Consider the following 20,758-nt stretch of genomic DNA (forward strand, 5'->3'; position numbering starts at 1 on the left):
TTACTGGTGGGCGTTCACGTAGTCGATGGCTTCCTGAACCGTGGTGATCTTCTCGGCTTCTTCGTCAGGAATTTCGGTGTCGAATTCCTCTTCCAACGCCATCACCAGTTCAACGGTGTCCAGAGAGTCAGCACCCAGGTCTTCTGTGAAAGAAGAGCTATTCTGGATATCTTCTTCTTTTACGTTCAGGCGCTCTGCCACAACTTTTTTAACGCGCTCTTCAATAGTACTCATCAACGTACTCCAGTCGTTCACATTAGCCGTTATAGATAACCAGCTATTTGGAAACCGCAAGCCAAAAGCTGCGGGGTAGTTTATAGACGCCCTCAAGCTGACGCAACCGCCAGTCTCAAGGCCATCAACGCATATTCATACCGCCGTTGACATGCAGGGTTTCACCCGTGATGTAACCTGCAGCATCACTGGTCAAGAACCCTACTGCGGCGGCGATCTCTTCCGGCCCACCCAGGCGAGCGAGCGGAATCTGCTTGAGCAGCATCTCGTGCTGCGCCTCCGGCAGCGCTTCGGTCATGTCGGTCGCGATGAAACCCGGTGCCACGGCATTGACCGTGATCGCACGCGAGGCAACTTCACGGGCCAGTGCACGACTGAACCCTTCCATGCCCGCCTTGGCAGCCGCGTAGTTGGCTTGCCCCAGGTTGCCCATGGTCGCCACCACCGAGCTGATCGACACGATACGACCAAAGCGTGCCTTGGTCATGCCGCGCAAACAAGCCTTGCTGACACGATAGACCGACTTGAGGTTGGTATCCATGACGGAATCCCACTCCTCTTCCTTCATGCGCATGAGCAGGTTATCACGAGTGATACCGGCATTGTTGACCAGAATGGTCGGCGCACCGAAACGCTCGGTAATGCTCTTCAACACCTCATCGATGCTGGACTGATCGGTCACGTTCAGACACAGGCCAGCGCCTTCGATACCATTGGCTTTGAGATCGGCATCGATTTTCTCGGCACCCGACTCACTGGTGGCGGTTCCCACCACGATGCGCCCTTGGCGACCCAGCTCGTGAGCAATGGCTCGCCCGATACCTCGGCTGGCGCCAGTGACCAGCGCCACTCGTTTTTCTTGCGTCATTACGTTTATCCTTTCACCAAACTAGCAAAGGTAGCAGAAAACAACCGCTGGTCACGCACCATCTGCCAACGCTTCGCGAGCCAACTCCAGCGCGGCATCCAGGCTATCCGGGTCATTGACCGCCAACCCCTTGGCACTGCGCACGATCCGCTTGTTCAAGCCGGTCAGCACCTTACCAGGACCACACTCGATAAACACGCTCGCCCCTTGCTCGGTCATCGCTTCGACGCAGGCAGACCAGCGCACCGGCTGATAAAGCTGTTCGATCAGCCGCGTGCGCAGCGTATCGATATCGGCATGCGCCTGGGCATCTACATTCTGAACCACCGTATAGCGCGGTGCACGCAGTTCAATCTTCTGCATGGCCTCGGCCAACTGCTCGGCCGCAGGCTTCATCAGCGCACAGTGCGAAGGCACAGAGACCGGCAGGGACAGAGCACGCTTGGCACCCGCCTCCTGGCAGGCAACGATAGCACGCTCTACGGCTGCCTTGCTGCCCGCGATGACCACCTGGCCAGGCGAATTGTAGTTGACCGCAGCGACCACGTCGCCCTGGGCTGCTTGCGCACAGGCGTCTTCTACCGCCTGATCATTCAGCCCGAGGATGGCCGCCATCCCCCCCTGACCAGCGGGCACCGCCTGCTGCATGGCTTCACCGCGCAGGCGTACCAGCTGCACACCCTCGGCAAACCCCATGACACCGGCACACACCATGGCACTGTACTCGCCCAGGCTGTGGCCAGCCATCATGTTGGGGCGCGGTCCTTCCAACTCCTGCCATACACGCCAGATGGCCACGCTGGAGGTCAGCAGCGCCGGCTGGGTGCACGCGGTCGCGTTCAATGCATCTTCAGGTCCTTCCTGGACTACTTTCCACAAATCGTAGCCCAACGCATCTGACGCTTCCTCAAAGGTCGTTCCCACTACGCTGTAGCGCTCGGCCAGCTCTCGCAGCATTCCAAGCTGCTGAGAGCCCTGCCCGGGAAAAATGAGGGCAAGGGGTTGAGACATGTCGTTCACCTTTGCTCTTGTAGGCATTTGCTCAATTGAGCGATAGGCGTAGCTATTGTCCCCGTTTGACAACGGGTGTCGGCATCTCCTGCTGCCTCCAATAACCCGCAAAGTCGTATATCGTTTATTGTCATACACTCACGGCGGCATCAGCAAAAACGCTTTGCCAATTGGGCAGGCAGGGCCTGCTCCACCTCATGCAGTGCCCGCAAAATGGCATAATAAAAGCCGTCTGCCTGGGCTCCGCCATGACTTTTCACCACGATATGCTTCAACCCAAGCAGGCTGGCTCCGTTATAGCGCACCGGATCCAGCTCTTGCTTGAGGCGCTTGAGTACAGGCTTGGCCAGTAGACTTGCCAGCCGCCCAGTGAGGCGCGATTCAAACGCCATCTGAACACGCTCGACCAGCATACGAGTCAAACCTTCACTTGCCTTGAGCATCACATTGCCGACAAAGCCATCACACACGACCACGTCCAGCTGACCCTGAAAGACATCACTCCCCTCAGCATAGCCACAATAGTCGAAACCAGGGTCTGCATGACGACGAATCAAGGCATCTGCCTCGCGCACCGTGGCACTGCCCTTGGTGGCTTCCGAGCCAACGTTCAATAGCGCCACGCGCGGACGTTCGATACCGTCCATGCATTGCGCCATGGCCGCCCCCATGACGGCAAAATCTACCAACCGTTCTGCGGGGGAATCGACATTGGCACCCAGATCAAGCAGATAGCAACGCCCCCCTGATCGTGCAGGAATGGCGGTGCTGATCGCTGGCCTGGAAAACCCCGCCAGCATGCCCAGCTCACGCCTTGCAAGCGCCACCAGCGCTCCGGTATTGCCTGCGCTGACCCCCGCAACGGCGTGCCCAGCCGACACATGGCGCAGCATGGAGGCCATGCTGGTGTGCTGGCCGCGGCGCAACGCCCAGGCGGCGGTAGCGTCGGGCGCCACGCTATCAGGCGCGTCGATGACCGCCAAACGTGACACTGCCGCAGCCAAGGGCTGCGGCAAGCGCGAAAGCTCAGCGACAATGCGCTGATGCGGGCCAAACAGAGCAAGTTCGAGAACAGGATTTTCCACCACTGCCCTCGCAGAGCCTTCGACAATGGCACGGGGGCCTTGGTCACCCCCCATGACATCAATCGCCAGGCGCACTGCACTCACGCTGACTGGCCGCGCGAAAGGTCGAGTGAGGCTTAAACCTCAACCACCTTGCGACCACGGTAGAAACCGTCCGGAGAAACGTGGTGACGCAGGTGAGTCGTGCCGGTTTCCTTGTCCTGAGACAGGGTCGGGGCGCTCAGCGCATCGTGGCTACGACGCATACCGCGCTTGGAACGAGTTTTACGGTTCTGTTGAACTGCCATGGGTGTTTACTCCAAGGTATGTAGGGTAAGTGATGCTTACTTTTTGCCTTTCAAAGCGCCACTGCTTTTCAAAGCATTGAGCACCGCGAAAGGGTTTTTGGCAGGAGCGGACTCGTCCGCTGCGCCTTCGGTCTTGCTGACCAGCTGCTCCGCCGAGACATGGCATTCGGTCTCATCGTGATAGACCACCTGCGGCAAGCTGAGGATCAACTCATCCTCGATTACCGTCAGCAAGTCCAGCTGTTCGTTTTCCACCAGCACAGGCTCATGACTGGCAGGCAGCTCGGCAGCCAACGCTTCGTCTGAAATCATTCCCAGAAGGAATTCACTCGACACGTCTTGGCTCAGCGGCACCAGACAACGACGACAAGGCAGCGCCAAGGTCGCTTTCAGGGAACCACGAATTTCGCGACGACCTTGGGCATCGACACCAAACTCAAGAGTGACGTGGCAGTCACCCGTTTGGTCACCGGCTTCTTCAGCCAGACGAGGCAGCTTGTTCAACGCTACCAGGCCTTCGAGTCGTTCGCGGCGGGCTGCAAGCTTATAAGGCTCAACCCGGCTGGGGAGTTGTGAGGTCAACATAGGCGCGCAATGATAGGCACTCGCCCCGCCGGTGTCAAAGCCAGCGGCATAATTCTTGACAGTTTCTGTTCGCAGACAGCCTCTGCAGGCATGCGCCAGGGCTTTTCGCTACACTGTCGGCGATGCGTTTTTTCTTTTCGATCGCCCAAATCTTGCCCTTCACAGGAGAGTATCGTGCCCCTCGCCCCCAATGCCACGCTGGTACTGGCCTCCAGCTCACGCTCGCGACAAGCCCTGCTCGACCGATTACAGCTCCCCTATCAGTGCCAATCGCCGGATATCGATGAGACACCGCTGCCCCATGAAACACCAGAAGCCCTGGTGCATCGACTATCGCTGAGCAAGGCACACGCCGTCGCCGAATCGTTTCCGGCACACTGCATCATCGGGTCGGATCAAATTGCGCTGTTCGAAGGCGACGTACTGGGCAAGCCTCATACCGCCGAGCGCGCCTGCGCCAACCTAAAACGCTTCTCAGGCCAGCGCGTCAGCTTCCTGACAGGCCTGGCACTACTGGATACCCGCCAGCAGCGCCACCTGGTGCATATAGAGACGTTCGATGTCGTGTTTCGCCACCTGCGCGATGCCGAAATCGAACGCTATGTGGCCCTGGAGCAACCGCTGGACAGTGCGGGCAGCTTTCGCATGGAAGGACTCGGCATCACGCTGTTCGAGCGCCTGGAAGGGCGCGACCCCAATACGCTCATCGGCCTGCCGTTGATCGCTCTTTGCGACATGCTGCGCCAGGCAGGCCTGGACCCGCTCGGTGCAGCATAGTCACGATCTGGAGGCTTACCACTAGGGGGCCTGGAAGCGCAGCGGCGAGCGGGCGCTTTCCACCCCCAGCACTTCCGCTGCCGCCTGGGTAAAACGACGCGTCAGGCGCTCGAAGGGGTCCAGCCGAGGCGTGTAATTCTCCCACTCGGCTTCTCCGATACGCGCTCGCGCCACTTGCTCGAGACTGGCCAGCTCATCCACCAGCCCCAGCGCCAGCGCCTGCTCGCCGCTCCATACCAGCCCGGAAAAAATCTCAGGATCGCCACTCAATCGCTCGCCTCTCCCGGCCCGGACGTCTGCAATGAACTGCTCATGGGTCTGCGCCAGCACCGTTTGCCAGAACTGAACCACCTCCTCATCGAGCGGCTGGAACGGATCAAGAAACGCCTTGTTCTCCCCAGCGGTCATGACACGCCGCTCCACGCCCAGCCGATCGATCGCCTCCTGGAAACCAAAGCCTGCGTAGATGACGCCTATGGAACCCACCAGGCTGGCGGGAGAGGCAATGATCTCATCCGCCGCCGACGCGATATAGTAGGCACCGCTGGCCCCCACGTCTTCGATGACCGCCAGGATGGGTTTGTCTCCCAGGTCACGCAGCCGCATGATTTCCGCATGGATGCGCTGGGATTGCACCGGGCTCCCGCCGGGGCTGTCGATATGCAGCACGACTGCCGCCGCGCTCTCGCTCTCCCAGGCACGATTCAAGCCGCGAATGATGCGTTCGGCATTGGCGGGCGCATCACTGGCAATGACGCCCTGCACCTCGACCAACGCCAGATGCTGCTGCTCCGGCACGCTTGAGGCCGGCTCTGCGACGAACACGCGGTAAAGCGTCGTGGTGATCGACACCAGCACCAGCGTCAATACGACGAAACGGAAAAACAGCTTCCACCGCCGCGCCCGGCGCTGCTCGGTCAAGACGCCACCAATCCAGCGGTCCATCATTTCCAGCTGGGCCAGACGCTGACGTTCGCGCAGCGTTTCGGCATCGTCGCTCGGCTCACCTGCGGCCGATGCTTTCGATTCGGTCGCAGCGACTTGCGGGCCCTGTGTCCATGGATCCTTCGCGCTTCCCGACGACGCTTCGTGGGAGGGAGCGCTTCGCTCTCTATCGCGTGACTGGTCGTCGCTCATGCTATCTCCCTCATATCGACACCCCTCATACGACGTCTCTCATACTGTCTGTCTTCCTGACCCAAGCTTGAAAGTGGCCATGCACAAGTGGCTATACAGAGTAGCCATGCAGAACTCAGCCCCTTTGTCACCCAGCGTCAGCCATGCAACCATTCGAACAGCGCGGGAATGTCATCCGCCATCCACACAGGCTGGCACGCCGCCAGCCGCTCGGCAGAGTGCACCCCATAGGTCACACCGACACGATCCATGCCGATGGCACGTGCCATCTCCAGGTCGTATTCGGTATCACCCACCATCACCGCACGCTCTACCGGCGTATTCAGCTCGGCGAGCAGCTCCAGCAGCATCTGCGGATGGGGTTTGGAGCGGGTTTCGTCTGCGGTACGACTGGCATCGAACCACTGGCCGCTATCGGTTTCTCGAAAGACACGATCCAGGCCGCGACGACTCTTGCCCGTGGCCACGGCCAGCCGCTGCCGGGGACGCTGGCGCAGCTTGGCCAACTGCTCCTCGACACCGTTGAAAAAAGGCATGGGCGTCGTGTCGCCACTCACAAAGTGATGCGAGTAGCGCTGGCGCAAGCGCTCTGCCTGCTCCGGAGAGATGCCTGGACACAGCGTTGCAATGGCTTCAGGCAGGCCAAGACCAATGATGTTTTCGATGGCGCTGTCTTCCAGGGGCGGCCAGCGTACATCCGCCGCAGCGGCATGCATGCACGACACGATCTTGGGCACCGAATTCATCAGCGTCCCATCCCAGTCGAAGATGATCAGTTCGTAACGCATCTGGCTCCCCCTACTTGCTCGGCTGACGCGCACGCGCCAGCGTCTCTTCCAGCGCTTCAGGCAGCGGCGCCTTGACCGTCACCGGACGACCGTTACCAGGCTCGGGAAAGGTCAATGAGCGCGCATGCAGGAACAAGCGCCCCAAACCCAGCTGCCTGGAGAGTAGCTCGCTTTCACGCGTCGCGTATTTGTCATCGCCCAGCAAAGCGTGCCCCGCGTGAGCAGCGTGTACACGAATCTGATGGGTACGCCCAGTCACCGGCTCGGCCTCGATGAGCGTCACTTTCTCGAAGGTTTCCACAACGGAAAAGTGAGTACGCGACACCTTGCCGTTGGGATCCACCCGTACACGGCGCTCGCCATTTCCAGCATCGAAACGGTCCAGCCGAGCACTTTCATAGGTCTTTCTGGCAGGCCAGCGCCCTGCCACCAACGCCAGGTAGCGCTTGTCCATACCGTGTTTCTTGAGCGCCTCGTTGAGGGTCACCAGCGCCTCACGCGACTTGGCCAACAGCAGGCATCCAGAGGTGTCACGATCCAGACGATGGACCAGCTCGAGAAAGCTCAAGTCGTCACGCACCTGACGCAATGCCTCGATCAGACCGATCTTGACGCCACTCCCACCATGCACCGCCAAGCCAGAAGGCTTGTTCAACACCATCCAGTCCGGCCCTTCCATGATGACACTACCCACCAACACGTCGCGCAGGTTATCGCTGACCTCCTTGACCGCCTCCTTGGGCGCCAGGCGCAACGGCGGCACGCGAACGAGGTCTCCCCCCTGCAGGCGATAGTCCACTTTCACGCGTTTCTTGTTCACTCGAACTTCACCCTTGCGCACGATACGGTAGATCAGCGCCCGTGGAGCGCCCTTCAATCGAGTCATGAGAAAATTGTCGATTCGTTGACCCGCCTGCTCCGGGGCGATTTCCACCCACTGTACTTCACGCCCTTCGGACATTACCGTGCACTCCTAGTGTCATCCACGCCACATGATGGCCAGTGACCTTGATTGAAAAGCGGCATTCTAGCGTAGACCTTACCCCATTGCGTCAATTGCTGGCGCTTCTCTTTACTGTTATATTCCAAGACGCTCATCGGCCAACGTGACTTGCTGATCTGAAACGCAATAAGCCGCCTTGCATGGCAAATTGTCGTCTAGCGAATTGTCCGTCACGTCAGCCTAGGCACCTGCCCGACCAACATGCAGGTCAGAGCAACGAAGCCTTCGGCAGTGTACGCATTGCCTGCTTCCTACGTAATGAAATGCAGCAACTCTGTCGCTTGACCGCGGCAGAGCGAAAAGAATATCGCCAGCCACGACTGGCAATAAAACGTTACGCCCCTGCCAGGCAGTTACCTTATTCGTCACAAGGCGCTGTCATGCCGGGGCGCAAAGATCAACGCTGTGCCGACAGCCGGCGTTGACGAATCGATGAATGCCAGGTGTAGGCGGTGTCAGCAGAGCCGGATGGACGTGACAGCCACCGAAACACGTTCTGCCTCCGCCACGTACTCAACGCCCTATTTGGCCGGGTCGGCTACGATGCCTTCCCGGCTTGATGCGTCAGCATAGCCATGCGCCGAGCACAAGCACGCAGCACACAGCGGTTCGTCGACGACTCCTCGTTTGACGGCACGACATGCTACGTGAGACCACATGAAACGGATGCTTATTAATGCGACCCAGCCCGAAGAGCTGCGGGTCGCCCTGGTAGACGGACAGCGCCTTTACGATCTGGATATCGAGTCCGGCGCACGCGAACAGAAGAAAGCCAACATCTACCGGGGCAAAATCACCCGGGTAGAACCCTCCCTAGAAGCCGCCTTCGTCGACTTTGGCGCCGAGCGCCACGGCTTTCTGCCGCTGAAAGAGATCTCTCGCGAATACTTCATCAAGGATGTTTCGGGCCGCCCCAACATCAAGGAAGTATTGAAAGAGGGCCAGGAAGTCATCGTCCAGGTAGACAAGGAAGAGCGTGGCAACAAGGGCGCTGCCCTGACCACCTTCATCAGCCTGGCCGGACGCTTTTTGGTACTGATGCCCAACAACCCTCGTGCCGGTGGCATATCGCGGCGTATCGAAGGCGATGACCGCAGCCAGCTCAAGGATGCCATGGGCCAGCTGACAGTACCCGACAAGATGGGCCTGATCGTGCGTACCGCCGGCATTGGCCGCAGCTCCGAGGAGCTGCAGTGGGACCTGGACTACCTGGTACAGGTGTGGGAATCGATCACCACCGAGTCCGCCAAGCGCCCTGCGCCTTTTTTGATCTACCGCGAATCCAACGTCATCATCCGCGCCATGCGCGACTACCTGCGCCAGGACATTGGCGAGGTGCTGATCGACAGTCCCGACATCCACGCCGAGGCGCTGGCGTTCATCCGCCAGGTGATGCCCTCCTACCAGCAAAAGATCAAGCTGTATGCCGATGAAGTGCCGCTGTTCTCGCGTTTCCAGATCGAATCTCAGATCGAAACGGCCTACCAGCGGGAAGTGAAGCTGCCCTCTGGCGGCTCCATCGTCATCGATCACACCGAAGCATTGGTCTCCATCGACATCAACTCGGCCCGCGCCACCCGCGGCAGCGATATCGAAGAGACCGCCCTGCAGACCAACACCGAAGCCGCCGACGAGATTGCTCGCCAGCTCCGCCTGCGCGACATCGGTGGGCTAGTGGTCATCGACTTCATCGACATGGGCCCTGCCCGCAACCAGCGTGAAGTCGAAAACCGCATGCGTGATGCGCTCAAGCTGGATCGCGCCCGCGTACAGATCGGCCGCATTTCGCGCTTCGGCCTGATGGAAATGTCGCGCCAGCGCCTGCGTCCCTCGCTGGGTGAAACCAGCGGCGTGGTCTGCCCGCGCTGTAACGGCCAGGGCACCATCCGCGATGTGCGCTCGCTGTCCCTCTCCATCATGCGCCTGATCGAAGAAGAGGCCATGAAAGAGCGCAGCGCCCAGATCCGCGCCATCCTGCCCGTGCCGGTCGCCACTTATCTGCTCAACGAAAAGCGCAGCGTGCTGGCGGATATCGAGTCACGCCAGGGCGTACGCGTGGTCATTCTGCCCAGCCCGGACATGGACACCCCGCACTACGACGTTCAGCGCCTGCGCGATGACCACCTGGACGAAGACGACAGCCACACCCTATCGAGCTTCGAGCTTTCCACGGACACCGAGATTGGCAAAGAGCCGCCTCCCAGCTTCGCGGCTCCGGCTCAGCGGGCAGAAGCCGCGGTCAAGAGCATCGCTCACAACGCTCCGGCCCCCGAGTCGCTGCAAACCGAAGAAGCGCCTGCCAAACCAGCCGCAGCCGTGGCGCCCGCAGAACAGCCCAGCGTACTGGGCCGCTTCATTCGCGGTTTTGCCAAACTGCTGGGTGGCGATGAGACCAGCACGACAGCCTCTCAGGAAGCCAGCTCGACGAACCGCAAGCCCGAGCAGCCGGCAGCCCCAAGCCGCCCGCCGCGCAATGAGCGTCGCCAGAAGCCTGCGCAAGAGCGCCAGTCTCAGGAGCGCCAGCCCCAGGAGCGTTCAGCACCCGAGCGTCAGGAAAACAGCGCCTCACGCGACCAGCGCAACGAGACCACCAAGGCACCTGCTGCCCGCAACGACGATGCAAACGACAAGCGCAGCGGCCCTAGCCGCACACGCAACCGTCGCCGTCATCCGCAGCAGGACGACGGCCGGGCTCAGGAAAGCACGCCCCGCAACGCGCGTCAGAAAGAGACTGCCAAGGAGTCGTCGCAGAACGATGCTGCCAGCAGCGCCCCGCAGCCGGAACAGCGTCGCGAGAAACCCCGCGACAACAAACCCAAGCACGACGATAGCCGCTCGGAGGCCGTTCAGCAGGACGAGCCGCAAAAGGATGACGGCAAACCGAAGCGCACGCGCAACAACCCGCGCCAGCGTTCACGCAAGCAGGCACTGAGCCCACAGGCCGAAGCCGAGCAGTTGAAGCTCCAGGCAGAAGCCCAGCAGGCACCCGAGGAAGCCCCTGCCCCAGCGGAGGCAGATGCTGAAACGCCTGCAAAGAAAGCCGCGTCAGCGCCAGAAACGGCGACTCAAGCAACCGCTGCTCAAGAGACAGCCACGCAAGAGCCCGCGGCTCAATCGCCAAACGAAGCGGCAGAAGCGCACACTGACACACGTCAGGAGGCCACCGAAGAGGCCGCGGCAGAGGACACCACGGCCACCGCTCGCGCCAGCAGTGCGGACAAAGCACGCAAGTCAACGCGCCAGCGCCGTCAACCGGCCATTCGCGACGAAGCGGCCAAGGAAGCCAACGCGTCTGGAGACGACAACGGTACCCCCGCCGCAGCCACAGAAGAGCCGACAGCGCCACGTGAGGAACAACCAACCTCGGCGGCTGATCAAGAGCCCTCAGCGGCGGTAGAGAAAGAGCCTTCAGCGGCGGTTGAAGAGAAGTCCTCAGCGGTTACTGAAGAAAAGCCTTCAACGACCGTGGCAGAAGCACCTTCTGCCGATGAGAGCCAATCTTCCGCCACTACTGAAGAGCCTTCAGCGGTAGTAGAGAAAGAGCCCTCAGCGGCGGTAGAGAAAGAGCCTTCGGCGGTGGTTGAAGAGAAATCTTCTGCGGTGGTTGAAGAAAAATCTTCTGCAGTAGTTGAAGAAAAAGTCTCAGCAGCCGTTGAGGAGGAGCCTTCAAAAGCGTCTTCCGCAGTAGCAGCAGAAGACACCTCAGCAGCCACTGAAGCGCAATCTTCCGTCACCACTGAGGAAAAGCCCGCCACGGCCGAGGAGCAAGCGCCCACGGAAGCGGCTCAGGAGCGCTCGACGCCTGCTGCAGAAAACGCAGCAGCAGAGAAAGCCCCCGAAGCCCCTCAGGCAGCGGCCGACGCCAATGCCAGTGGCGAGCCTGCCGCTGACGAGGAGGCCTCCAAGCCACGTCGTCGCCGCCGCCGGGCTCATAACGACCCGCGTGAACAGCGCAAGCAGCAGGCCCAGCAAAACTCACCCGAGTAATGCTGACAGCCATAAAAAACCCCGCCTCGGCGGGGTTTTTTTATGCGCTAGCGTCAAGAGATCACTCGTGGCTCCGCTTCCAGCCTGACGCCAAAACGTTCGGCGACCGCATCTGCAACGACATCCGCAAACGCCAGCAGCTCTGCACGGTTACCGCCACCAAAGTGCACCAGCACCAGCGCCTGATGCTGATGCACGCCAAACGCCCCCTGGCGGTGCCCTTTCAGGCCACACTGATCGATCAGCCATCCGGCCGCAAGCTTCACCCCATCGGGCTGGGGAAAATGCGGCATACCAGGATAGTCGTTCAACAGCCGCTGGGCATGGTCACCGCTCACGAGCGGGTTCTTGAAGAAGCTGCCGGCATTGGCCAGCACGGCGGGGTCCGGCAGTTTCTGCTGGCGAATGGCGCAGACGGCACGCGCCACCTCCAGCGGGTCAGGCGCGGCAGACACACGTGCGGCCAGGTCGCCATACCCCAATTGCGGATTGGGCGTTTCCGAGAGCCGCAAGACGAGCTGCGTAATGACCACCTTGCCTGCCAACTCACGTTTGAAGAGACTGTCTCGATAACCAAACTGACACGCCTCGGCATCCAGCCAGCGCACTTCCCCCGTGGCCAGCTCGACCACCTGCACCGCCGCCAGCACGTCGGCCAGTTCGACACCATAGGCACCTATGTTCTGCACCGGAGCGGCCCCACAGTCACCGGGGATCAGCGCCAGATTCTCACAGCCCCACAGACCACGCGCTGCCAGCGCCATCACCAGGGCGTGCCAATTCACCCCCGCCCCTACGTAGGCCAGCACCTCCCGGCCACGCCGCTCCAACCACCACTGCCGGAGCGAAGGACGAATGACCACTCCTGACAACTGGCTCGGCAACAGGACGTTACTGCCCCCCCCGAGCAGCGTCATCGGCCTCCGCTGCTGCCGTGCCTGATGCAACACGTCCTGCAACGCCGCCAGCGTGGTCGGCGCCGCGTACTGTTCGGCCACACAGGGCAAGCGCAGCGTATTGGCCTGGGTCAGATCCCAGGATGCCATCAGAACCTCAGGGCGGGAGACAGCGCTAGCGTTCACGCTGCAACTCATCGAGCAGACCCTGCGATGCACGCTCGATCAAGTCCAGCACTTGCTCGAACCCCTCGTCGCCACCGTAATAGGGGTCAGGCACATCGCTCTGCGGCAGCCCTGCGTAATCGAGCAGCAGCCCTACTTGGGCCTGGCTATTGGCCGGTTGCAGAGCACGCATGGCGGCGAGGTTTTCGCGATCCATGCCCAGCACGTAGTCGAACTCGTGGAAGTCACTGACTTTCAATTGGCGAGCGCGAAGATGGCCAATCTCGATACCTCGTTGTCGCGCCGCCGCCTGGGAGCGGGGGTCTGGGGCTTTCCCCACGTGCCAGTCACCTACTCCGCAGGAGTCGATGGTGATGCGGTCATCCAGCCCTGCTCGCACCACGGCCTGCTGAAAAACGCCTTCCGCCGTGGGCGAGCGGCAAATATTGCCTAAACAGACGAACAGCACGCGCTTCATGAACGATCCTCCGATGACGTCAACAAGGCGCGTACCCGTGTCAGGTCCTCAGGGGTATCGACCCCCGCCGGGTTCGCAGCCGCGGCCAGCGCCACCTGAATGGCATGACCGTGCTGCAATACACGCAGCTGCTCGAGCTGTTCCAACTGCTCCAGGCTGGACGCCGTCAGATCACGGTAGGTGGCCAGAAAGCTGGCACGATAAGCGTAGATGCCAATATGGCGCAGCCAGGCATCGGTGGTGAGCAAATCGGGCTGAGTCTTGAACTGCTCTCTGTCCCAAGGGATCGGCGCTCGGGAAAAATAGAGCGCGCGCCCTTGCAGTGAACGCACCACCTTGACCACATTGGGGTTGAATAGCGTATCCACATCGCCGATGGGCTCGGCCAAAGTGGCCATGGCCGCCTCAGGATCGTCTGCCAGCCGCTGGGCTACCTGGTCGATCAACACGGGAGGAATCAATGGCTCATCACCCTGCACGTTGACGACCAGCGTGTCACCCGCCAGTGAGAGCTGTTCGGCCACTTCGGCCAGCCGGTCCGTGCCGGAGGGATGGTCGGCCCGGGTCATGACCACTTCCGCGCCGTAGGCCTGCATGGCCTCACGGATACGCTCGTCGTCAGTGGCCACGATGACTCGCTGCGCCTGGCTCTCGCAGGCACGACGCCATACGTGGGCCACCATGGGCTCACCGGCGATATCCAGAAGCGGCTTGCCAGGCAGCCGTGAAGAGCCGAACCGCGCCGGGACGACCGCGATGAATTGCGCCGCAGAGCCCATCACACCTCCCCAGTACGGCCAGGTGAAGTGGCCAGCTTCTCATCGGCGTCCATCTGTCGCGCTTCTTCAGGCAGCATCACCGGAATCCCGTCTCGGATGGGATAGGCCAGACCATCATAGTGGCAGCACAACTCCTGTGCGTCGCGCTGATACTTCAGCTTGCCGTTGCAGAGCGGGCAAACCAGCATTGCCAACAGTTCCTTATCCATCGGTGCTTCCCCTTTGTGTCAGTTCTGCCAGCCTGGAAGCCAGCCAATCTTCAAACTCTTCTGGAAGCCGTGCTTCCACCTCCAGCACCCAGCTGTCCGCCGGGGCCAACTCACGGCATTTGACCGCATCCTTGGCCGTCATGACCACCGGCCCGAAGGCCATGGGCTTGAAGGTTCGCTCATCGAAAGCGTGATGATCCGCCAAGGGGTGCTGTTCCCCGTGGACCCCCAGCGTTTCGAGGGTCTTGAAAAAGCGCTGCGGGTTGCCGATCCCCGCCAGCGCATGTGCTGGCAGCGTAAAGGGCAAGGGAGCCAGCGGGTAGTGCTGGCCACTGGCCAGCTTGCGCCAGCCCTGGGGCACCAGCTGCATGGACACCGAAGGCACCGGCAAGGGAGCCGTCAGCGTGCCATTGACGATCACCGCATCCACTTGCTGCAAGCGAGCAACGCCTTCGCGCAGCGGTCCTGCAGGCAGGCAGCGCTGGTTGCCCAGCCCACGGCTGCCATCGACCACCACCAGTTCAATATCGCGCCCCAGTGCCAGGTGTTGCAAGCCGTCATCGCTGATCACGATATCGCAGCCCATCTCGACCAGCGCTCGGGCGCCCCGAGCCCGCTGCGGGTCTGCGATGACGGGCAGCCCGGTCTGTTGAACCAGCATGAGCGGTTCGTCACCGCTATGCGCGGGGTCCGTGGTGGGCGTGACATGAAGCGGATAATGGGGTGCGGTGCCACCATACCCCCGGGTCACGATGCCTGGCGAGTAGCCCTGCGCGACCAGCCAGCGCCCCAACCAGGCCACCAGCGGTGACTTGCCGGTGCCGCCCAGGGTGATATTGCCGACCACGATCACCGGCACCTCCGCCCGCCAGACGGGCTTGCGCCCCCGTCGGTATTCGCGCGCTCGACGACACATAAGATAACGGTATAAATTGCCTAGCGGAAACAGCGGCGCCAGCCACGGGCTTCCCCCGTAGGCGGCGTCCAACCAGCGCTTCGCCAGGCTCACTCGTGCTCCTGAAACTGAAGCTGGTGCAGGGCCGCATAAGCACCTGACTTTTCCAGCAGCGCCTGATGGGTGCCCTGCTCCACGATACGCCCCTGATCCATGACCAGAATGCGGTCGGCACGCTCGATGGTCGACAGGCGGTGGGCGATCACCAGCGTGGTACGCCCCTCACAGACCCGCTCCAGAGCTTTCTGGATATAGCGTTCGGATTCGGTATCCAGCGCCGACGTGGCCTCGTCCAGAATCAGAATCGGCGCATCCTTGAAGATGGCTCGGGCAATCGCCAACCGCTGGCGCTGCCCGCCCGAGAGCATGACCCCATTTTCGCCTACCACGGTGAGATAGCCTTCCGGCAGTTTCTCGATGAACTCACTGGCGTAGGCGGCTTCTGCGGCAGCTTTCACGGCGGCCATGTCCGGATTTTCCACGCCATACGCGATATTGTCGGCGATGGTGGCATTGAACAGGGTGACCTGCTGGGAAACCAGCGCTATCTGCTGCCGCAGCGGCCCCAGCGCGTAGCGGTCGGCATCGATGCCATCGATCAGGATCTGGCCTTCGGTGGGTCGATAGAAGCGCGGCAGCAGGCTCACCAGGGTAGACTTGCCGCTTCCCGAGCGCCCTACGATAGCGACCAATTCGCCGGGGGCGACGCGCAGCTGAATATCGTGCAGCACGTTGGGCTGGTCGTCGGCGTAGCGGAAGCTGACATGGTCGATGACCACCTCGCCAGTCAAACGGCTCGGCACCACGTCGCCCTCATCGCGCTCCGGGGTCAGGTCCATGAGACCGAACAGCTCGGCAGCAGCAGCAATGCCCTTCTGAATCTCACTGTTCACTTCAGTGAGCTGACGTACCGGCTTGATCATCAGCGCAGCGGCAGTAATGAAGGCAACGAATTCACCGGGCGTCATGTTGGCCATCAAACGAGGGGCCATGGCCAGCCATACCAGCAGGGCCATGGAAATGGCCACCAGCATCAGAATCACCGGCGAGCTGACCGCCCGGGTCATGGCTTCTTTCATGCTTTGCCGACGATTCTCTTCGCTGACACGTTCGAAGCGCTGCTTTTCATAGGCTTCGGCACCATGGGTGCGCACCACGCGATACCCCGAGAGGGCTTCCGAGGCCACGTGCGTCACATCGCCCATGGAGTGCTGGATGCGCTTGGAGATGCGCCGAAAGCGCTTGCTGACGTAACTCACCACACCGGCAATCAACGGCGTCACGCCCATGAACAGCAGAGTGAGCATCCAGTTGGTCCAGAACAGGTAGCCAATCAGGCCCACCACGAAGAGTCCTTCACGGAGAATGATGGTCACCGCGTTGGTCGCTGCCCCGGCAACCTGCTCGACATGGTAGGTCACCCGCGACACCAGATGCCCGCTGGAGTGGTGATCGAAGAAGCGCCCCGGCAAATGCAGCATGTGATCGAATACGTTACAGCGCAGCGTATGAATCACATAGCGCCCTACGTAGGCCATGAAGTAAGTACTGAGGAAAGTACCCAACCCTCGGGCTGCGAACATCAGCACGACGAACAAGGGCAGGAAAAGCCGAAACGCGGCATCGGGATTCTGAATGCCATCGATGAGGCGCTTCATCATCTCGGCCAGCGCAGTGCTGGACGCGGCGTAAATCAGAAACCCGACCACGGCCAGCGAAAAAGCGCGCCAGTGTGGCTTCACATAACTCAACAAGCGTTTATAGAGTACCCAACCTGAATCAGTCACACGCGCTCCCGGCAGTAGTGTGCAGTGGGGGCGATTCTACCCTATGGTGGCCCGCTTCAACACCGCTTCTGGCCACCGGGGACACGCCGCTGGGTATCTATCTGCACGGGCACCCCCGGTTCCAGGCGGATACGCACCGCGCCATCATGGGCGGTACTCCACAGGCAGCTGTGCTGGCGGCGGAAGCGCCGTACCACCTCATCGGCCGGGTGCTGGAAGGCATTATCGCGTCCGGCACTGAAGATGGCATGCCGAGGTATCGCTTCACGGACGAACTGCACACCGGAGCTGGTGTGACTGCCGTGATGGCCCGCCACCAGCACCGTGACGTCACCGGCCAACAAGGGCAGCAAGTGGCGTTCCACCTGACGCCCCACATCACCGGTGATCAGCAGCCGATGCTCTCCCACCTGGACTTCCAGCACGCAGGAGCGGTCATTGGAAGAGAGCTGCTGATGTCCTGCCGGGGGCCAGAGGAAACGATAGATGATCCCCTCCTGCTGCCACTGCTGGCCCTGCTCACAGGGCGTGCTGGCAACGATCAGCGGCTCGTCCAGCGGAGCACGCCAGTCCGCCACCTGATGTTCGTCCCGCAACGCTTCGACGCCGCCTGCGTGGTCGGTATCGGCATGGCTGACCACCACCAGGTCGAAGGCCTGACCAGGCGGCCAGAGCGTTTGCAAGGGCATGAAACCGCTGCGAAAACGCGGCCCCGTGTCGTAAAGCATCCGATAATCGGCGCTGCGCAGCTCGACCAGCTGGCCCTGCCCCACATCGTGCACGGTGACGACCAGCCGACGCTCTTCGACGCGTTCACTTGGCCACCAGGGAGCGCTGAGCGCCAATAGCGTGACCAGTATGCGCACCCCGCTGGGCGTGGCGGGCAATCCCCAGCCAAGCGCCAGCAGCAGCCAGGCCAGTGCCAACGGGTAAACGTGCTCGGGCGGTGGCTGCCACAGCGGTGCCAGGGCCAACGAGGCCTCCAGTAGATAATGGAACAGCGCCAGCGCCTGTGTGAACACCCACCAGGCTGCCAGCCCAATGCCCGGCAGCGGCGCGAGCAGCCACCCCAGCAGCGCCGAAGGCACCATGATCGAGCTGACCCAAGGTACGGCCAACAGGTTGACCAGCGGAGCCGCGGGCGCCACTCGGCCAAATGCCAACAGAACCGCCGCCGCCATCAGCGGGGCCAGCAACAGCTGGGAACGCAGCAGCGCCCAGCACCAGCCTTTGATACCCCGAGGGCGAGGGCGCCCCTGCCAGATCACGATCAGCCAGCCCACCGCCACGAACGACAGCCACAAGCCGGGCCGCCATAGAGAGAGCGGGTCGGCCACCACGATAACGGCGAGGGCCAGCCACCAGGCCTGCCAGGGGCCTGGCGCATGGCGCCCGCTCAACACCCATAGCCCCAGCAGGGTCATGATCATGGCGCGCATGGCAGGAGGTGCCAGCCCTGCCAGCAGTGCATAGCCCACGGCAGCCGCCCCCGCCACCCACCAGGGCCAGACGCGCAGGCGCCAGTCACCGGGAGTCATCAGCCGTGCTGCCAAGCGGGCCAACAGCAGCGCAAAGGACGCCACCAGGCCAACGTGCAAACCGGAAATCACCACCAGGTGCGTGGTGCCGGTGGCATTCAACAGCGCCCAGTCCTGCTGCGTCAGCTGGTCGCTATCGCCCAGCGTCAACGCAGCCAGCCAGCGCTGGGTACGCGCCTCTGGCGCAGTACTCTCCAGGTAGGCCACCGCCTGCTGGCGTAGTTGGAAAGGCGCCTCCGACAAACGTTCGGGCGCAGGGTCGTTGCGTACATAGCCAGTGGCATGAATACCTTCACGCCACAGCCACTGGGCATAGTCAAAGCTGTTGGGGTTGGCAAAGCCTCTGGGTGGGCGCAGCCGAACGGTCAGCTGCCAGCGCTCGCCAACGGCGTAAACCGCACTGGACTGGGTGGCAGACGAGGGAAAAGCCGAGTAGGCGCTGACCCGCACTTGCTTCAGCCGATCACAGGGCAGCAGGGACTCCGGCGAGCGGCACGCTTCTACCGCCAGCCTCAAACGCTGGCTGCCGCCGTCCTCTCTTTGCACGTGGAGCACGCGGGCCTCCAGGGTCAGGTCCTGGCCGCTCAAGCCGTCGGGCAGTCGCTTGCCCCACTCCTGCTGAAGGGTCAGCACCATCAGTGCCACCAGCGCCAGCCATATCCACCAGCGTGGGCGCATCGTCGCCACGATTACGGCAGCCACCATCAGCAGTGCCAGCGCCAGGGTGGCGTCCCGCTCGGCCCCCAGCCAACCCGCCAGCGCACCCCCCAACAGCGCAGCCAAGGCCGCTGGCACCGCACTCCCTCGCCCCATTCCACCTCCCTGGCCGAGACTCTTCGCCTCAGTAACGTAGCCTAAGCCCTGCGCTATGTGGATAATAGCCTGCACCAATAGCAAGAGTACCTGACATGCCGCGCCGTTTCCTGCAGCGCTACATGCCTAAACCGGACACCATCCGACGCCAACGATCGCTACGTTTCATGGCGCCGTTGATTGCCGATCCAGGTTTGTGGCTACTCACTCGACGCAGCGTTGCCAACGCATTCAGTGTCGGGCTTTTTTGTGCCATGCTGCCCATTCCTTTTCAAATGGTCGTGGCCGCGCTGGGGGCACGGCTGGCTCGCTGCAATCTGGCGCTCTCGGTAGGCCTGGTGTGGGTCACCAATCCGCTGACCATGCCGCTGATCTTCTACATCAATTACCGGATCGGTACTTTTTTGCTGGGCGCTCCGGTACGCGAGGCGCCATCACGCATTTCGACCCGCTGGATAGCCGAGCAGATGCACGACATCCTGCCGCCCCTCCTGCTGGGCTCACTGATTACTGCCATCGCACTGGCCCTCATCGCCAACGTCGCAATTCGGCTCATCTGGCGCTGGCACGTCTCCCATAACTGGAAACGCCGCCGCCTGAAAAGGCGACGGCGCAGAGCCTGCATCGAATCGCAGTTCGACGATTAACCCCTGAGCGATTAACTCTGGAGCTGCTCGACGAGCCGCCCACCATCCAGCTTCATGACCCGATCCTGATGAGCTGCCAGGCTCACATCGTGAGTCACGATCACGAAGGCACAGGCGCTCTCCTTGGCCAGCTCATCCATCAAGTCCAGAATGGTGCTGGCGGTGGTCTGATCGAGATTGCCAGTGGGTTCATCCATCAACACCAGGCTCGGGTCGGTCACCAGCGCCCTGGCAATGGCCACACGCTGGCGCTCGCCGCCCGAAAGCTCACCAGGCTTGTGGTCGGCACGCGCCTTCATGCCCACCCGGTCGAGCAGCTGCAAGGCGCGCTGTTCGGCGACCTTTTTCGCCTGGCCGCGAATGATCAGCGGCAGCGCGGCATTTTCCAGCGCAGTGAACTCGGCCAGCAGGTGGTGGAACTGGTAAACGAAGCCAATGTAGCGGTTGCGAAATTTGCCAAGCGCGGCTTCGTTCAGCTCCGACAGCGGTTCGCCAGCGATCACCACGCTGCCTTCACTGGGGCGATCCAACCCTCCCAGCAGGTTCAACAGCGTGGTCTTGCCGGAACCGGAGCTGCCAACGATGGCCACGCGCTCCCCGGCATGTACCTGAAGGTCCAGCTGGTCCAGCACCGTCAAATCTTGCGGCCCTTCGCTATACACCCGTGTCAGGCCACGGCATTCCAGCATGACGGCGGGTGGTTGAGTAATCGTCGAAGTCATCGGAGCA

At 61.7% G+C, this 20,758-nt stretch carries 20 protein-coding genes; 3 read left to right on the plus strand and 17 right to left on the minus strand.

Annotation, left to right across the window (positions count from 1 at the left end; genetic code table 11):
• The 6 genes from acpP to IE091_RS03655 all read right to left on the minus strand — a co-directional run bounded on the left by acpP (position 1) and on the right by IE091_RS03655 (position 4,070).
• Positions 1-234, minus strand: coding sequence for an acyl carrier protein (gene acpP / locus IE091_RS03630; RefSeq protein ID WP_008956801.1), 234 nt, complete (start codon positions 232-234; stop codon positions 1-3).
• A 124-nt stretch (positions 235-358) separates the two neighbouring features.
• Complete coding sequence (gene fabG / locus IE091_RS03635; RefSeq protein WP_039177293.1) at positions 359-1,102, minus strand: 3-oxoacyl-ACP reductase FabG; 744 nt, start codon at positions 1,100-1,102, stop codon at positions 359-361.
• A 51-nt stretch (positions 1,103-1,153) separates the two neighbouring features.
• Complete coding sequence (fabD, locus tag IE091_RS03640) at positions 1,154-2,113, minus strand: ACP S-malonyltransferase (RefSeq protein WP_189462868.1); 960 nt, start codon at positions 2,111-2,113, stop codon at positions 1,154-1,156.
• Positions 2,114-2,262: 149 nt separating this feature from the next.
• Positions 2,263-3,273, minus strand: coding sequence for a phosphate acyltransferase PlsX (gene plsX, locus IE091_RS03645; protein WP_189462926.1), 1,011 nt, complete (start codon positions 3,271-3,273; stop codon positions 2,263-2,265).
• A 41-nt stretch (positions 3,274-3,314) separates the two neighbouring features.
• Positions 3,315-3,485, minus strand: a complete 171-nt coding sequence (gene rpmF, locus IE091_RS03650; RefSeq protein ID WP_009099300.1) for a 50S ribosomal protein L32 — start codon at positions 3,483-3,485, stop codon at positions 3,315-3,317.
• Between the two features lie 36 nt (positions 3,486-3,521).
• Positions 3,522-4,070: a YceD family protein gene (locus IE091_RS03655; protein ID WP_039177300.1), complete on the minus strand. Its 549-nt coding sequence runs from the start codon at positions 4,068-4,070 to the stop codon at positions 3,522-3,524.
• A 174-nt stretch (positions 4,071-4,244) separates the two neighbouring features.
• Here IE091_RS03655 and IE091_RS03660 point away from each other — a divergent pair, with 174 nt between their 5' ends.
• Positions 4,245-4,847, plus strand: coding sequence for a Maf family protein (locus IE091_RS03660; protein ID WP_229800743.1), 603 nt, complete (start codon positions 4,245-4,247; stop codon positions 4,845-4,847).
• A 21-nt stretch (positions 4,848-4,868) separates the two neighbouring features.
• Here the strand turns inward: IE091_RS03660 and sppA are convergent, their stop codons facing one another.
• The 3 genes from sppA to IE091_RS03675 all read right to left on the minus strand — a co-directional run bounded on the left by sppA (position 4,869) and on the right by IE091_RS03675 (position 7,733).
• Positions 4,869-5,984 carry a signal peptide peptidase SppA gene (gene sppA / locus IE091_RS03665; RefSeq protein WP_189462870.1) on the minus strand — a complete coding sequence of 372 codons (1,116 nt, stop codon included), beginning with the start codon at positions 5,982-5,984 and terminating at the stop codon, positions 4,869-4,871.
• Positions 5,985-6,121: 137 nt separating this feature from the next.
• A complete protein-coding gene (locus IE091_RS03670) occupies positions 6,122-6,772 on the minus strand; it encodes an HAD family hydrolase (protein ID WP_039177308.1) in 651 nt (216 codons plus the stop codon).
• A gap of 10 nt (positions 6,773-6,782) precedes the next feature.
• Complete coding sequence (locus IE091_RS03675) at positions 6,783-7,733, minus strand: RluA family pseudouridine synthase (protein WP_039177310.1); 951 nt, start codon at positions 7,731-7,733, stop codon at positions 6,783-6,785.
• A gap of 699 nt (positions 7,734-8,432) precedes the next feature.
• On the opposite strand from IE091_RS03675, the gene rne reads away from it, so the two are divergent.
• Positions 8,433-11,762 carry a ribonuclease E gene (gene rne, locus IE091_RS03680; RefSeq protein ID WP_189462871.1) on the plus strand — a complete coding sequence of 1,110 codons (3,330 nt, stop codon included), beginning with the start codon at positions 8,433-8,435 and terminating at the stop codon, positions 11,760-11,762.
• 53 nt (positions 11,763-11,815) lie between these two features.
• Here rne and murB read toward each other — a convergent pair whose 3' ends face one another.
• The 7 genes from murB to IE091_RS03715 are packed head-to-tail and all read right to left on the minus strand — an operon-like array spanning position 11,816 to position 19,382.
• Positions 11,816-12,808, minus strand: a complete 993-nt coding sequence (murB, locus tag IE091_RS03685) for a UDP-N-acetylmuramate dehydrogenase (protein ID WP_189462872.1) — start codon at positions 12,806-12,808, stop codon at positions 11,816-11,818.
• A gap of 25 nt (positions 12,809-12,833) precedes the next feature.
• Positions 12,834-13,301 carry a low molecular weight protein-tyrosine-phosphatase gene (locus tag IE091_RS03690; RefSeq protein ID WP_189462873.1) on the minus strand — a complete coding sequence of 156 codons (468 nt, stop codon included), beginning with the start codon at positions 13,299-13,301 and terminating at the stop codon, positions 12,834-12,836.
• Positions 13,298-14,080, minus strand: a complete 783-nt coding sequence (gene kdsB / locus IE091_RS03695) for a 3-deoxy-manno-octulosonate cytidylyltransferase (protein ID WP_189462874.1) — start codon at positions 14,078-14,080, stop codon at positions 13,298-13,300. Before kdsB ends, IE091_RS03690 begins: the two co-directional genes overlap by 4 nt.
• Positions 14,080-14,289 carry a Trm112 family protein gene (locus IE091_RS03700; RefSeq protein WP_026001654.1) on the minus strand — a complete coding sequence of 70 codons (210 nt, stop codon included), beginning with the start codon at positions 14,287-14,289 and terminating at the stop codon, positions 14,080-14,082. The genes kdsB and IE091_RS03700 overlap by 1 nt, the downstream gene beginning before the upstream one ends.
• On the minus strand, positions 14,282-15,298 hold the full coding sequence (lpxK, locus tag IE091_RS03705) for a tetraacyldisaccharide 4'-kinase (RefSeq protein WP_189462875.1): 1,017 nt from the start codon (positions 15,296-15,298) through the stop codon (positions 14,282-14,284). The genes IE091_RS03700 and lpxK overlap by 8 nt, the downstream gene beginning before the upstream one ends.
• A complete protein-coding gene (gene msbA / locus IE091_RS03710; RefSeq protein WP_039177328.1) occupies positions 15,295-17,031 on the minus strand; it encodes a lipid A export permease/ATP-binding protein MsbA in 1,737 nt (578 codons plus the stop codon). Before msbA ends, lpxK begins: the two co-directional genes overlap by 4 nt.
• Positions 17,032-17,087: 56 nt before the next feature.
• Positions 17,088-19,382, minus strand: coding sequence for a DNA internalization-related competence protein ComEC/Rec2 (locus tag IE091_RS03715; protein WP_189462876.1), 2,295 nt, complete (start codon positions 19,380-19,382; stop codon positions 17,088-17,090).
• 95 nt (positions 19,383-19,477) lie between these two features.
• On the opposite strand from IE091_RS03715, the gene IE091_RS03720 reads away from it, so the two are divergent.
• On the plus strand, positions 19,478-20,029 hold the full coding sequence (locus IE091_RS03720) for a DUF2062 domain-containing protein (protein ID WP_039177335.1): 552 nt from the start codon (positions 19,478-19,480) through the stop codon (positions 20,027-20,029).
• 11 nt (positions 20,030-20,040) lie between these two features.
• Here the strand turns inward: IE091_RS03720 and IE091_RS03725 are convergent, their stop codons facing one another.
• The gene (locus IE091_RS03725) at positions 20,041-20,751 is read right to left on the minus strand and encodes an ABC transporter ATP-binding protein (RefSeq protein ID WP_039177339.1); all 711 of its coding nucleotides are present in this window, start codon (positions 20,749-20,751) and stop codon (positions 20,041-20,043) included.
• Between the last annotated feature and the right edge of the window lie 7 nt (positions 20,752-20,758).

Source organism: Vreelandella hamiltonii (assembly GCF_014651775.1).
Taxonomy (GTDB): domain Bacteria; phylum Pseudomonadota; class Gammaproteobacteria; order Pseudomonadales; family Halomonadaceae; genus Vreelandella; species Vreelandella hamiltonii.

Excerpts from the sequence above, each read along its gene's own strand:
- acpP (WP_008956801.1), bottom strand. The coding sequence starts at position 234 with ATGAGTACTATTGAAGAGCGCGTTAAAAAAGTTGTGGCAGAGCGCCTG.
- fabG (WP_039177293.1), bottom strand. The coding sequence starts at position 1,102 with ATGACGCAAGAAAAACGAGTGGCGCTGGTCACTGGCGCCAGCCGAGGT.
- fabD (WP_189462868.1), bottom strand. The coding sequence starts at position 2,113 with ATGTCTCAACCCCTTGCCCTCATTTTTCCCGGGCAGGGCTCTCAGCAG.
- rpmF (WP_009099300.1), bottom strand. The coding sequence starts at position 3,485 with ATGGCAGTTCAACAGAACCGTAAAACTCGTTCCAAGCGCGGTATGCGT.
- IE091_RS03655 (WP_039177300.1), bottom strand. The coding sequence starts at position 4,070 with ATGTTGACCTCACAACTCCCCAGCCGGGTTGAGCCTTATAAGCTTGCA.
- sppA (WP_189462870.1), bottom strand. The coding sequence starts at position 5,984 with ATGAGCGACGACCAGTCACGCGATAGAGAGCGAAGCGCTCCCTCCCAC.
- IE091_RS03670 (WP_039177308.1), bottom strand. The coding sequence starts at position 6,772 with ATGCGTTACGAACTGATCATCTTCGACTGGGATGGGACGCTGATGAAT.
- IE091_RS03675 (WP_039177310.1), bottom strand. The coding sequence starts at position 7,733 with ATGTCCGAAGGGCGTGAAGTACAGTGGGTGGAAATCGCCCCGGAGCAG.
- rne (WP_189462871.1), top strand. The coding sequence starts at position 8,433 with ATGAAACGGATGCTTATTAATGCGACCCAGCCCGAAGAGCTGCGGGTC.
- murB (WP_189462872.1), bottom strand. The coding sequence starts at position 12,808 with ATGGCATCCTGGGATCTGACCCAGGCCAATACGCTGCGCTTGCCCTGT.
- IE091_RS03690 (WP_189462873.1), bottom strand. The coding sequence starts at position 13,301 with ATGAAGCGCGTGCTGTTCGTCTGTTTAGGCAATATTTGCCGCTCGCCC.
- kdsB (WP_189462874.1), bottom strand. The coding sequence starts at position 14,080 with ATGGGCTCTGCGGCGCAATTCATCGCGGTCGTCCCGGCGCGGTTCGGC.
- IE091_RS03700 (WP_026001654.1), bottom strand. The coding sequence starts at position 14,289 with ATGGATAAGGAACTGTTGGCAATGCTGGTTTGCCCGCTCTGCAACGGC.
- IE091_RS03715 (WP_189462876.1), bottom strand. The coding sequence starts at position 19,382 with ATGGGGCGAGGGAGTGCGGTGCCAGCGGCCTTGGCTGCGCTGTTGGGG.
- IE091_RS03720 (WP_039177335.1), top strand. The coding sequence starts at position 19,478 with ATGCCGCGCCGTTTCCTGCAGCGCTACATGCCTAAACCGGACACCATC.
- IE091_RS03725 (WP_039177339.1), bottom strand. The coding sequence starts at position 20,751 with ATGACTTCGACGATTACTCAACCACCCGCCGTCATGCTGGAATGCCGT.